This window comes from Microbacterium sp. NPDC055599, assembly GCF_053618975.1.
Genome location: NZ_JBSHIM010000005.1, coordinates 129,762 through 142,682, shown reverse-complemented (window position 1 = coordinate 142,682; position 12,921 = coordinate 129,762). Strand labels below are relative to the sequence as shown.

Sequence of the window (12,921 nt, the reverse complement as noted above, 5' to 3'; positions counted from 1 at the left end):
TCCCACGGCGCCGCAGGGGTGCGGGGTGAAGGCCCCGCCGTACGCCGGGGTGGGACGCGCGGCGGGCCGGGGCTCAGGCCCGGCGGCGGTAGGCCAGCACGGCGACCACGAGAGCCGCCGCCCCGGCGAGGAGCCCGCCCGTGCCGAGGGCGATGCCGAGCGGGTCGGCGGCCGTGGCGGCCGCGTCGGCGTCCGCGGTGTCCGCCTCCGCGTCGCCGTGGGCGCCATGCATCGACGCCTCCGCATCCGTGACCGTGACGACGGGAGCGGGGGCATCGAGCGCGTGCGGGTCCTCACCCTCCTCGGCGAGCTGCGTCCACTCGGTCGCACCGTCGACGCACTGCTGCACCACCGGGAAGGCGAGCGTCTCGGGCGTCTTCTCGTCGAGCCCGACCGACATGCTGACCGCGCCGCGGAGGTCGGTCGGCACCGGCGTGAGCGCGGTGTACGTGACGGCGCTCACGAGGCCGTCTTCACCGCGCTCGACCTGGATGGTCCAGTCGCCGTCCAGGGTCGGGGCGACGGACGTGAGGCCGTCCGGCATGGTGATGCGCAGTGCCGTGGTCGGCGAGGTGCCGCAGCCGTGGGCGAACGAGAATGTGAGCACGCCGTGGTCGCCGGCGGCGAGCTCATCCGGGCTGACGGACACGTGGGCTCCCGCCATGAGCGGAACCGCGAGGGCGAGGGCGACCCCGCCGAGCGCGCCGGTCGTGGCGACGAGGGCCCGGCGGGAGCGCGGACGACGGGGGGACGTGGTGGTACGGGACATGATTCTCCAGAAAGGTGTGCGGGCGCGCCGGAGGGCGCGCAAAGGGTGGCCGAGGGTTCGGCCGTGATTCTCGGGCGGCGGGTCAGCCGCGTGCGCACACCGGGGGGCCGCGCCGGGAGACGGCGGCGGCCACGGCACGGTCGAGGGGAGCGAAGCGCAGCGGACGCAGCGGGGTCGGGCGGCGATGGCCGGAGAAGCCCGTCGGCGACGCGCGACGCACGAGAGCGCGGAACCAGCCGGCGACGGCCCGCAGGAGGCGTTCGGCGTGCCACACCAGCAGAGTGGTCAGCACGGCGGCGCCGGCGTGCGCGAGGAGCATCGTCGCGTCGACGGGCGCGACGGAGACGGTGCCGCTCAACGCTGCCAGGTCGAAGTGATGGACGTGCGGGCCGATCGCGCCGTCGACGTCCGCGGTGGGGGAGCCGAGCAGCTGGAACACCAGGTGGAACACGGCTTGAGACACGAGCACGGCGACCGCGACGCGCCAGCGCGACCGACGGAGCCCGAGGAGGGCGGCGGTCGGTGTCAGGAACAGCACCGTGACCGCGAGGATCAGCAGCGGGTGGGGTGCCGCGCCGCCTCCGATGGTGTGGGACACCGCGGCGATGAGGGTCGCGGTGGCGGACACGGCGGCGGCGCGCAGGAGTCGCAGCTGCCGGGTGGTCACCATCCCAGCCTAGCCAAGCGGCGCGGGCGGGGCGGATTCCTAGCTGCGGGCAGTACCGTGGGCGGGTGGAAATCCTGCTCTATGTGGGCGGCATCCTGTTCATGCTGATCGGCCTCGGCCTCTCGATCGGTCTGCACGAGGTCGGCCATCTCGTCCCCGCGAAGCTCTTCGGCGTGCGCGTCGGCCAGTACATGATCGGCTTCGGCCCGCGGCTGTGGTCGAAGCGGATCGGCGAGACCGAGTACGGCTTCAAGCTGCTCCCGCTCGGCGGGTTCATCTCGATGTCCGGCATGTATCCGTCGTCGAAGGGGGAGCGTCCGGCGTCCGGGGTGTTCCGCACGCTCATCCAGGACGCCCGCTCGGCCAACGACGAGACGATCGCCGAGGGCGCGGAGGACCGGGTCTTCTACAAGCTGCCGGTGTGGAAGCGCGTGATCGTGATGCTCGGCGGTCCGCTGATGAACCTGGTCCTGGCCGTGGTGATCTTCACGGTGCTCGTGTGCGGCATCGGCGTGCAGCAGGGGACGACGACCATCTCCGCGGTGAACGAGTGCGTGGTGCCCGCGTCGTCGACCGCCACCGAGTGCGCCCCGGACGACCCGGAGTCCCCCGCGGCGGAGGCGGGGGTGCGACCCGGTGACGTGCTGGTGTCGATCGACGGTCAGCCCGTGTCGACCTTCGAGCAGGCGACGACGATCGTCCAGGCCTCGCCCGGCGAGACGCTCGAGCTGGTGGTGCGCCGCGACGGGGCCGAGCAGACGCTGAGCCTCACGCCCATCGCGGCGGAGCGCACCATCACCGACGCGAGCGGGCGGCCCGTGCTCGACGATCAGGGCGACCCGGTCGTGCGCGAGGTCGGGTACGCGGGGATGATCTCGCAGATGGGCTTCGTGCAACAGCCGCTGAGCGCCGGACCGGAGATGGCCGCCGAGAACGTCGCGAGGGTAGCGTCGCTCATCGTCACGCTGCCCGTGCGGCTGTGGGATGTGGGTGTGTCCCTGGTCACCGGGGGCGAACGCGACCCGAACGGCCCGTTGAGCGTCGTCGGCGTCGGGCGCCTGGCCGGCGAGGTCGCGGCGACCGATGCCCCGATCCTCAACCGGTTCGCCGTCCTCCTGGGGCTGCTGGGGTCGCTCAACGTGGCGCTGTTCGTGTTCAACCTGATCCCGCTGCTGCCGCTCGACGGCGGTCACATCGTGGTCGCGCTGTGGGAGGGGATCAAGCGGGCATGGGCGAAGCTCTTCCGGCGCCCGCCGCCCGCACCCGTGGACGCCACCCGGCTGGTGCCGCTGACGGTGGTGGTGGCCGTCCTGCTGATCGGGATGGGGGCGCTGCTCCTCGTCGCCGACCTGTTCAACCCCGTCAAGCTGCTCGGCTGACCGGCCCGGCACCGGCGCCGGTCACGCGAGGGCGTACGACACCAGGCGTTCGAGCGTGCGGATGCCGTCGCGCGACAGGATCGACTCCAGGTGTCCCTGCACGGACGCGAAGCGCGCGCCGCGGAGTGCGAACACGTCGCCGGAGCCCGGGTGGGCGGAGACCTCCGCATCCCCGATCCTCGTGACACCGGGTGTCACACGCGCGGTGAAGGTGTTGTAGAACCCGATCGAGGCGTCCTCGCCGAACACGGGCACCGACTTCTGCAGTCCCTGATGCGGGGCGGCCAGCGGGACCAGCGCCGCGCCCTGACGGTCCGCGAGGATCTGGTGGCTCAGGCACACGGCGAGCAGGGGGGCCTCGGCGTCGAGCCGTCGCTCCACGACCGCGCGCATCCGGGCGATCCGCGCGCTGCCGGTGTCGCGGGGGTCGCCGGGGCCGGGGCCCGCGACGACGAGGTCGGCCGCGGCCACTGCGTCGTCGGTCACGGCATCCCAGGCGGAGATCGTCACGTCCAGGCCGAGGTGACGCAGCTGGTGGGCGAGCATCGTGGTGAAGCGATCCTCGGCATCGACCACGAGGGCGGAGCGCCCCGTGAACGGGCCGGTGAACTCCTCGCCCTGCGGGTTCAGCCAGAACTCGGCGAGGCGGGCGTTGCGGGAGGACAGCAGCGCGGCGATCTCCGGGTCGTCGGCGAGGGAGCGGCGTGCACCGGGGGCATCGGCGTCGCTGCGAGCCTCGGCCGCACGGTCGCGGTCGATCGCCCCGATGGCGCCGAGCACGCCCGCCGCCTTGCCGTGGGTCTCGGACACCTCGCCGTGCGGGTCGGAGTGGCGCACGAGGGTCGCGCCGACGGGGACGCTGAGCTCGCCGTCGGCGAGATACACGGTCCGGATGAGGATCGGGGCGTCGAGGTCGTGCCCGCCGTCGGCGTTCGGGGTGAACAGCGCTGCGACGCCCGAGTAGTAGCCGCGGGGCTTCTTCTCATGGCGACGGATCACCGCGCACGCGTTCTGCATCGGTGAGCCCGTGACCGTGGGAGCGAACATCGTCTCGCGGAGGATGTCGCGCGGATCCATGCCGCTGCGTCCGCGGAGCATGTACTCCGTGTGGGTGAGGCGGGACATCTCCTTGAGGTGCGGGCCGGTGATGCGCCCGCCGTCGGCGCAGACGGCGCTCATCATCTTGAGCTCCTCGTCCACCACCATGAACAGCTCCTCGGTCTCCTTGGTGGAGGCGAGGAAGTCGGCGAGGGTCTCCTTGGTCGAGCCCCCGGCCGGATGCCGGAAGGTGCCGGAGATGGGGTTCATGGTGACGACGCCCTCACGCGCGACGACGTGCGCCTCCGGGCTCGCGCCGACCGCGATCCGCCCCGGGGTGACCACCGCGAACGTCCAGTACGCCCCGCGCTCATGCGCGAGCAGGGCACGGAACCACGTCAAGGCGGCCGTGCGGTCGTCGGCGTCGATGCTGGCGGTGTAGTCGCGGCGGATCACGAAGTTCGCGCCCTCGCCGCGTCCGATCTCGTCGGAGATGACCGTCTCGACGATGGCCGCGTACTCCTCGTCAGCGATGTCGAAGCCGCCGTCGCGCAGGGGGACCGACGAGGTCGGCAGCGCATCGAGCACCGCAGGCGTCGGCAGGTGCAGGTGCTCGTCCACCACGATGCAGCGCAGGGGAGCGCCGTCGTCCTGCGCGACGAAGCCGCGCTCGCGCACCTGGCGGTAGGGCACCAGTGCGAACACCTCACGCGGCACGCCGTCCGCGGTGAGCGGGATGTCGGCGAGCAGGTCGACGTCGACGACCTCGCCCGTGAGCAGCTCGACGGAGTCGGCGCCGTCGCGCGCGATGAGCACGAAGGATGCGGACGGATCGGCGCTGAGCTCGGCGAGTCGTGAGAGGGTCATCGATGTCTCCTGTGCAGGGCTCCGGCTCGGCGCAACGAAAAGACCGCCCCGGAGGCGGTCTGGATTCGTGGGAACGCGAACACCGCCTAGGAGGCGGGCCACCAGGTGAGGTTCGCGAGCATGGGGCGAAACTACCACACGCGGCACCCGCGACCCGGGCGGATGACGGGCCGCGCATCCAGCCCGCGTGCATCCGGGCGGCGTAGGCTGAGGGGGTGCCAGCTGTGAACCTTGGGATGCCTCGCATCCCCGAAGTCCTCGCCCCGCGCCGCAAGTCCCGCCAGATCAAGGTCGGCAAGGTGCTCGTGGGCGGCGACGCCCCCGTCAGCGTGCAGTCGATGACGACCACCAAGACGACCGACATCAACGGGACCCTGCAGCAGATCGCCGAGCTCACCGCCTCCGGGTGCGAGATCGTGCGCGTCGCCGTGCCGTCCCAGGACGACGCCGACGTGCTGCACATCATCGCGAAGAAGAGCCAGATCCCGGTGATCGCCGACATCCACTTCCAGCCGAAGTACGTGTTCCAGGCGATCGATGCGGGCTGCGCGGCCGTGCGGGTGAACCCGGGCAACATCCGGAAGTTCGACGACCAGGTGGGCGCGATCGCCAAGGCGGCGCAGGACGCGGGTGTCTCGCTGCGGATCGGCGTGAACGCCGGGTCTCTCGACCGCCGCCTGCTGGAGAAGTACGGCAAGGCCACGCCCGAGGCGCTCGTCGAGAGCGCGGTCTGGGAGGCGTCCCTGTTCGAGGAGCACGACTTCCACGATTTCAAGATCTCCGTCAAGCACAACGACCCGGTCGTCATGGTCAAGGCGTACCGCCTCCTGGCCGAGCGGGGCGACTGGCCCCTGCACCTGGGCGTGACCGAGGCAGGGCCGGCGTTCCAGGGCACGATCAAGAGCGCGACGGCCTTCGGCATCCTGCTCGGTGAGGGCATCGGCGACACCATCCGAGTGTCGCTGTCGGCGCCGCCCGCCGAAGAGGTGAAGGTCGGCCACCAGATCCTGCAGTCGCTGAACCTGCGGGAGCGCAAGCTCGAGATCGTGTCATGCCCGTCGTGCGGTCGCGCACAGGTCGACGTGTACACGCTCGCGGAAGACGTGACCGAGGGTCTCAAGGACATGACGGTGCCGCTGCGCGTCGCCGTCATGGGCTGCGTCGTGAACGGTCCCGGTGAGGCCCGCGAGGCCGACCTGGGCGTCGCCTCCGGCAACGGCAAGGGGCAGATCTTCGTGAAAGGCGAGGTCATCAAGACCGTGCCCGAAGAGGACATCGTCGCGACGCTGATCGAGGAGGCGAACCGCATCGCCGCCGAGATGGGCCCGGACGCACCGCTCGGCACCGCGCAGGTCGTCACGGCCTGACCGTCGTCCGCACCCCGATCGCCATCCCCGCCGTACCGCACAGGAGAAGCATGTCCTCGCCCACCGTCGTGACCTTCGCCACCGGCTCCACGAGTGGAGAGGGCGTCGTCACCCACGTCGAGAGGACGCCGGAGGGCGTGGTGGTCGTGGTGGACGAGACCCCGTTCCACCCCGTTGACCACACCTGGCCCGACCAGCCGGGTGATGCCGGCACCCTCACGGTCGACGGCACCTCCGTGGCCGTGGCGGAGGCCGTCATGGCGGCCGTGTCCGACGACGGCACGTTCGCGGTGGGGGCCGACATCCCCGTCAAGCGCGGGGGAGAAGGGTGGACCTGGCTGGTCGGCCACCGCCTCACCGGTGACGCCCCGGCGGCCCTGGTACCGGGCGCCGCCGTGCGGTTGGACGTCGACGCGGACCGCCGCGCCGGCCTGAGCCGCGGGCACACCGCCTGCCACCTCGCGTCCCTCGCCCTCGACCTGGCCGTCGCCGACCTGTGGCGCAAAGACCCGGGTCTCGACGCCCTCGGCACCCCGGACTTCGAGGGGCGCGCCAACCAGACGAGCCGCATCCACGCGGATGGCGCCGTCGACGAGTACCGCCTCGGCAAGAGCCTGCGCCGCGCGGGCTTCGACACCGAGACCTTCGCGTCGACCCTCGCCGACCGGGAGCAGCGGATCAACGCACAACTCGAGGAGTGGATCACGTCCGCGGCCGCGAGCCGCGTCGAGACCGAGGGGCCGACGATCGTGGACCGTCGCCGCTGGCACTGCGAACTGCCGGAGGGCGAGGCCGTGATCCTGTGCGGGGGCACGCACGCGCACTCGCTCGCCGAGTTCGGCGCGATCCGGGTGGCGTTGGACCTGGCGGATCCTCAGGTTCTCCTCATGACGACGACCGCGACTCCCGCGGCCTGAGCTCGCCGGCGACGTCCTCGAACTCCACCTCGCCCTTCGCGATGTCCGCGCGCACCACGCGCACGCGGAGGCGATCGCCCGGCTTCACGCCGACGGGAGCGGGGGCACTCGCCGTGACCGCTGGTTCGGCGATCTGGATCGTCACGCGCTCGCCGCGATCCTCGACGACGGTGGCCTCGAGCTCGGCGCCGACCAGCGGAGTCAGCAGCGCCGCCTCCACGGCATTGACGGTCGCCGACGCCAGCCGGGAGGCGCGCTGACCGGACTCCTGCATCAGGGCCGGCACCTCGGCGAGCGAGTCACGCGCCCACGCCGGTACGGGTGCGCCGCTCGAGACGGCCAGGCAGATCGCCAGCGACCACCGGTCGACGAGTCGCCGCAGGGGCGCGGTCGCGTGGGCGTAGGGCGCGGCGATGGCGGCCTGGACGGCGTCGTCCGGAGCCGTGCCGTCGAACACCAGATAGCCCGCACCGCGGAACAGCGACGACGCGGCTTCGAGCACGGGCAGCGTCAGGGGGTCGTTCCGGTCCAGCCCGCGCAGGAACTCGCCATAGGTCCCGTCCGTCCACGGGCGACCGAGGGCGACCGTCTGCAGGCGGAAGGTCTCGAAGGCGGCATCGTCGGGTTCCGGCATGGTGCGCAGGATGCCGACGCCGGCGCCCAGCATCAGCTGCGCTGCCGCCATCCCCGTCATGAGCGACAGCTGCGCGTTCGCCTCCTCGATCGGGAGGGGACGGCGTCGCACGATCGCGTAGCTGCCGTCCTCCGCGCGCACGACCTCCTCATCGGGAAGGTTGAGGCTGGCCCCGCCGCGCTTCCGTTCCAGCTCGAGCCGGAGGGCGCCGATCTCCGGGAGGAGCGCCGCGGGTCCACCCTCGCCGCGATCGAGGGCCGCCTGCGTCGTCGCGTAGTCGAGCTGGGCGCGGGAGCGGATGAGCGCCCGTTCGAGGCGGAAATCGCCGACTTCCCCGGTCTCGTCCAGCGCGAAGGTCCACACCAGCGCGGGGCGGTCGGCGTCGGCGAGGAGGGAGGCGCGGTCCTCGCTGAGCACGGGAGGGTGCAGCGGGATCGTGCCGTCCGCCGCGTACAGGGTCTGTCCGCGCCGACGCGCTTCCGCATCGACCGCCCCGCCGGGCTCGACGAAACCGGGGACGTCCGCGATCGCGTAGCGCACGGTGTACCCCGACGAGGTCTTCTCCAGGTGGAAGGCCTGATCGAGGTCGCGCGAGCCCGCCGGGTCGAGCGTCGCGAAGGGGATGTCGCGCAGGTCGAGCTCGGGTGTGGATCCGCTGGCGCGCTCGGCCTCGGCGAGCACGTCGGGCGGGAACGAGGTGGGGGCGTCGAGCGCTTCGCGGAGGTCGGCGAGCGCGGCGGCGAGCTCGGTCTGGGCGGCGGAGGGAGCGACATGGGACCGGCGCTGAGGCATGGCTCCCACCCTAGGCCGAGAAGACCCGATCTCCGGAGGCGTTCTGTCGGTGGTGGCGCGTAACATTTCACCGACGACGTCAGGGTGACGCCGGAAGGGACAGCCATGAAAGCACTCGTCTACCACGGAGCCGGAGAGAAGCGATGGGAGGAGGTTCCGGATCCGACCATCCTGGCGCCGACCGACGCGATCGTCCGCATCGAGGCCACGACCATCTGCGGCACCGACCTGCACATCCTCAAGGGCGATGTCCCGGCCGTGACCGAGGGGCGCATCCTCGGTCACGAGGGTGTCGGGGTGATCACCGAGGTCGGAGGAGCCGTGACCGATCTCGCCGTGGGGGACCGCGTGATCATCTCGTGCATCACCTCGTGCGGGAAGTGCGACTTCTGCACCGCCGGGCTGGCATCGCACTGCCGAGCCGAGGAGGGGGCGTCGGGGATCGGCTGGATCCTCGGGCACCTGATCGACGGCACGCAGGCGGAGCTGGTGCGGATCCCGTTCGCCGAGACCTCGCTGCACCGGCTTCCGGATGGCGTCTCCGCCGAGACGGCGGTCGTGCTCAGCGACATCCTTCCCACGGGTCACGAGATCGGGGTGCAGTACGGCGGCGTGAAGGCGGGCGACGTGGTCGCCGTCGTCGGCACCGGGCCGGTGGGCCTCGCGGCGATCATGACCGCGCAGCTCTACGGGCCGAGCAAGATCATCGCGATCGACCTCGACGCGAACCGTGTCGAGCAGTCCAGACTCTTCGGGGCCACGCACGGCGTGGTCGCCGGCGCCGAGGACTGGCGCGATCAGGTGCTCGCCCTGACCGACGGGCTCGGCGTCGACGTCGCGATCGAAGCCGTGGGTGTTCCGGCGACCTGGGGCATGGCGCTGGACATCGTGCGCCCCGGCGGGCACGTCGCCAACGTCGGAGTCCACGGCGCACCCGTCGACTTCCCGATCGATCGCCTGTGGATCCAGAACCTCACCATCACGACGGGCCTGGTGAACGCCGACACGGCGCGCATGCTCACCCGGCTCGTCGCCGAGGGTCGGATCGACCCGGCGGTGTTCGTCAGTCACCGCTTCGCGCTGGACGCCATCGAACAGGCGTACGACACGTTCGCGCGGGCCGCGGAGACGAAGGCGCTGAAGGTGGTGCTCACCGCCTGAAGGCGCAGGGGACAGAGGGTCGGCATAGGGGGATGCCGACTCTCAGCTTCCGTCGGCGCCCCGCGACCGGGCCGAGACATCATCCCCACCACTGCGGCCCTCGCGTCCGTGCCGGGCGTTAGCGTGGGGACATGACCACTGCTGCGAAGGCTCAGACCCTTGTCGGACTCTATGACGCGCCGGAGATCCTCCGCGTGGTGAACGTGTGGGACGTCGTGTCGGCGCGCGCGGTCGCCGCTCTGCCCGAGACGAAGGCGATCGCGACCGCCGGACACGGCATCGCCGCGACCTTCGGCTACGACGACGGCTCCACCCCGCGCGAGCTGATGATCGACATGGTGGGACGCATCGCCGCCGCCGTGCAGGTCCCGGTCACCGCCGACCTCGACGACGGCTACGGCGACGCGGGGGAGACCACGCGGCTCGCGATCGCCGCCGGTGTCGTCGGGGCGAACGTCGAAGACCGGCTGAAGCCGCTCGACGAGTCGGTGGCCGCGGTCGAGGCGATCGTGAAGGCGGCCGAGGCGGAGGGCGTGCCGTTCGCGCTCAACGCCCGCACCGACGCGTTCGTGCGCGCGGGGCACCGTCCCGTCCAGGAGAGCGTCGCCGATGCGATCCAGCGCGGCCGCGCTTTCCTCGACGCGGGAGCGACGGCCGTGTTCGTGCCCGGGATCCTCGACGCGAACGTGACGCGGCAGCTCGTCGAGGGCATCGGCGAGCGCAAGGTGAGCGTCATCGGCATCCCCGGTGCGCTCGCCGCCTCGGAGTACGAGAAGCTCGGCGTCGCCCGCATCTCGTACGGTCCGCTGCCGCAGCGGGTCGCGCTCACGGCGCTCCAGGAGCTGGCCGAGAGCCTGTACGCGGGCGGCGTCGTCCCGCAGGGCCTGCCCGCCCTGAACTGACGCGGCGGGACGGGGGACCACGGCTCACTACACTTGAGCCGTGGTCACTCGTCTCTCGAACTTCTTCCTCCGTACACTCCGTGAAGACCCTGCCGGTGCAGAGGTCGCCAGTCACAAGCTGCTGATCCGCGCCGGGTACATCCGACCGCAGGCCGCGGGCATCTTCGCGTGGCTGCCGCTCGGGCTGCGGGTGAAGGCCAAGATCGAGACGGTCATCCGCGAGGAGATGGCCGCCGCGGGTGCCCAGGAGGTGCACTTCCCGGCGCTGATGCCGCGGGAGGCTTACGAGGCGACGGGTCGCTGGGAGGAATACGGCGATCTGCTGTTCCGCCTCCAGGACCGCAAGGGGGGCGACTACCTGCTCGCCCCGACGCACGAGGAGGCCTTCACCCTGCTCGTGAAGGACCTGTACTCGTCGTACAAGGACCTGCCGCTGACGATCTACCAGATCCAGGACAAGTACCGCGACGAGGCGCGGCCCCGCGCCGGCCTGCTCCGCGGACGCGAGTTCACGATGAAGGACGCCTACTCGTTCGACGCCTCGGACGAGGGGTTGGACGTGAGCTACCAGTCTCAGCGCGACGCCTACGAGCGGATCTTCCAGCGCCTGGGACTCGAGTACGTGATCGTGCAGGCGGATGCGGGCGCGATGGGCGGCTCGCGCAGTGAGGAGTTCCTCCACCCCACCCCCGTCGGCGAGGACACGTTCGTGCGCAGCGCCGGTGGTTACGCGGCGAACGTGGAAGCGTTCACGACCGAGGTGCCTGCGCCCGTGCCGTTCGACGCCGACGCGACTCCGGTGATCTTCGACTCGCCCGACACCCCCACCATCGAGACGCTCGTCTCGCACTGCAACCGTGAGCTGGAGGGCGAGTACACGGCGGCGGACACGCTCAAGAACGTCGTGCTCGCGCTGACGCACCTCGACGGCACCCGCGAACTCGTCATCGTGGGCATCCCCGGCGACCGCGAGGTGGACGAGAAGCGCGCCGAGGTCGCCTTCGCTCCCGCCGAGGTCGAGACCGCGACCGCGGACGACTTCGAGAACAACCCGCTGCTCGTCAAGGGCTACATCGGTCCGTGGTCACCCACGGGCGCGGTGCTGGGGGAGGAGTCCGCCACCGGCATCCGGTACCTCGTCGACCCGCGGGTGAGCGAGGGCACCAGCTGGATCACCGGGGCGAACATCGACCAGAAGCACGCCCACTCCGTCGTGATGGGGCGCGACTTCGCCGCCGACGGCATCGTCGAGATCGCGAACGTGCGCGCGGGTGACCCCGCGCCCGACGGCTCCGGTCCCGTCGAGCTCGCGCGCGGCATGGAGATCGGCCACGTCTTCCAGCTCGGTCGCAAGTACGCCGAGGCGCTGGGACTGAAGGTGTTGAACGAGAACGGCAAGCTCGTGACGGTGACGATGGGCTCGTACGGCATCGGTGTCACGCGCATCCTCGCGATCATCGCCGAGCTGAACAACGACGACAAGGGACTGATCTGGCCCGCGTCCGTCTCCCCGTTCGACGTCCAGGTGGTGGCGGCGGGCCGCGACCAGGTGGCCTTCGACGTCGCGGAGGAGATCTCGCAGCGGCTGGAGAGCGCGGGACTCGATGTCCTCTACGACGACCGGCCGAAGGTCTCGCCCGGCGTCAAGTTCGGCGACGCCGAGCTCGTCGGTGTGCCGCACATCCTGATCGTGGGTCGCGGTGCCGCCGAAGGACAGGTCGAGCTGTGGGATCGGCGCAGCGGCGAGCGAGACGCGCTGTCCATCGAGGAGGCGGTCGCGCGGCTCACGTCGCGCTGACCTCGGTGACCGCGCGGCTCAGCAGGTGATGCGGCCGTGATCCATGGTGTCGTCCGGGGTGTCGTGGGTCACGAGGGCTTTCAGCGCCCCGGCGGCCATCGCGATCTTCCCCTTGGCGGGTTCCCAGAACTCGGTGACCCGCGGGGTGACCCGCAGGAGGGCGATGCCCGGCGTCTCCAGGCCGTCGGCGAACCAGATGTCGAGTGACGGCGAGTAGAGCTCTTCCATCTTGGCGCGGTCGTGCACGACCTCCGCGGTTCCGGCGACGGAGACGTAGCGCATGCCCTTGGAGTCGCAGTACGCGAGCCCCACGTCGTGGTTGCGGCGTGCCTCATCGACCTTCTCGGTGTCCTCCGCGGTGAAGAACCAGATGTCTCCCGCGTCGTCCATCTGCCGGGTGGACATCGGGCGGCTCACGAGGTGGCCGTCCTCGTCGACGGTGGTGAGCATCGTGATGTCGATGTCCTCCACGAGCTCGGAGACGCGGGCGAGGGCTTCAGGTCCGGTGATCTCGGTCATGGAGCCAGGATGCCCCCGCCCGGTCGCCGCCGCAGGGGTGTTGACAGGGGCGGACGAGCGTGCTGACGCCGCGCGTGGTGCTCCGCCGCGCGGACGGCGTTGCGGGGCCCG

At 71.4% G+C, this 12,921-nt stretch carries 11 protein-coding genes; 6 read left to right on the top strand and 5 right to left on the bottom strand.

Annotated features, from left to right (window positions below; all coding sequences use genetic code 11):
* Positions 1 to 73: 73 nt before the first annotated feature.
* Positions 74 to 769 (bottom strand): DUF1775 domain-containing protein, encoded by a 696-nt coding sequence (locus ACWGQ1_RS06385; protein WP_452312558.1) that lies wholly within the window; start codon positions 767 to 769, stop codon positions 74 to 76.
* 82 nt (positions 770 to 851) lie between these two features.
* Positions 852 to 1,436 (bottom strand): hypothetical protein, encoded by a 585-nt coding sequence (locus ACWGQ1_RS06380; protein ID WP_452312557.1) that lies wholly within the window; start codon positions 1,434 to 1,436, stop codon positions 852 to 854.
* 65 nt (positions 1,437 to 1,501) lie between these two features.
* Between ACWGQ1_RS06380 and ACWGQ1_RS06375 the strand changes: the two genes are divergently transcribed.
* A complete protein-coding gene (locus tag ACWGQ1_RS06375) occupies positions 1,502 to 2,815 on the top strand; it encodes a M50 family metallopeptidase (protein WP_136035342.1) in 1,314 nt (437 codons plus the stop codon).
* A 21-nt stretch (positions 2,816 to 2,836) separates the two neighbouring features.
* Here ACWGQ1_RS06375 and ACWGQ1_RS06370 read toward each other — a convergent pair whose 3' ends face one another.
* Positions 2,837 to 4,720, bottom strand: coding sequence for a chorismate-binding protein (locus ACWGQ1_RS06370; RefSeq protein WP_452312556.1), 1,884 nt, complete (start codon positions 4,718 to 4,720; stop codon positions 2,837 to 2,839).
* A gap of 215 nt (positions 4,721 to 4,935) precedes the next feature.
* Between ACWGQ1_RS06370 and ispG the strand changes: the two genes are divergently transcribed.
* Both ispG and ACWGQ1_RS06360 read left to right on the top strand, forming a co-directional pair.
* Positions 4,936 to 6,087, top strand: a complete 1,152-nt coding sequence (gene ispG / locus ACWGQ1_RS06365; protein ID WP_205812722.1) for a flavodoxin-dependent (E)-4-hydroxy-3-methylbut-2-enyl-diphosphate synthase — start codon at positions 4,936 to 4,938, stop codon at positions 6,085 to 6,087.
* Positions 6,088 to 6,137: 50 nt separating this feature from the next.
* A complete protein-coding gene (locus ACWGQ1_RS06360) occupies positions 6,138 to 7,004 on the top strand; it encodes a hypothetical protein (RefSeq protein WP_452312555.1) in 867 nt (288 codons plus the stop codon).
* Here ACWGQ1_RS06360 and ACWGQ1_RS06355 read toward each other — a convergent pair.
* Complete coding sequence (locus ACWGQ1_RS06355) at positions 6,973 to 8,430, bottom strand: RNB domain-containing ribonuclease (protein WP_452312554.1); 1,458 nt, start codon at positions 8,428 to 8,430, stop codon at positions 6,973 to 6,975. The two genes, ACWGQ1_RS06360 and ACWGQ1_RS06355, sit on opposite strands and share 32 nt — an antisense overlap.
* A 105-nt stretch (positions 8,431 to 8,535) precedes the next feature.
* Between ACWGQ1_RS06355 and ACWGQ1_RS06350 the strand changes: the two genes are divergently transcribed.
* The 3 genes from ACWGQ1_RS06350 to ACWGQ1_RS06340 all read left to right on the top strand — a co-directional run bounded on the left by ACWGQ1_RS06350 (position 8,536) and on the right by ACWGQ1_RS06340 (position 12,291).
* Positions 8,536 to 9,591, top strand: coding sequence for a zinc-dependent alcohol dehydrogenase family protein (locus tag ACWGQ1_RS06350; RefSeq protein ID WP_136032876.1), 1,056 nt, complete (start codon positions 8,536 to 8,538; stop codon positions 9,589 to 9,591).
* A gap of 131 nt (positions 9,592 to 9,722) precedes the next feature.
* Positions 9,723 to 10,493, top strand: a complete 771-nt coding sequence (locus tag ACWGQ1_RS06345; protein ID WP_136032878.1) for an isocitrate lyase/PEP mutase family protein — start codon at positions 9,723 to 9,725, stop codon at positions 10,491 to 10,493.
* 40 nt (positions 10,494 to 10,533) lie between these two features.
* Positions 10,534 to 12,291, top strand: coding sequence for a proline--tRNA ligase (locus ACWGQ1_RS06340; protein ID WP_452312553.1), 1,758 nt, complete (start codon positions 10,534 to 10,536; stop codon positions 12,289 to 12,291).
* An 18-nt stretch (positions 12,292 to 12,309) separates the two neighbouring features.
* Here ACWGQ1_RS06340 and ACWGQ1_RS06335 read toward each other — a convergent pair whose 3' ends face one another.
* Positions 12,310 to 12,810, bottom strand: coding sequence for a pyridoxamine 5'-phosphate oxidase family protein (locus ACWGQ1_RS06335; protein ID WP_136032881.1), 501 nt, complete (start codon positions 12,808 to 12,810; stop codon positions 12,310 to 12,312).
* Between the last annotated feature and the right edge of the window lie 111 nt (positions 12,811 to 12,921).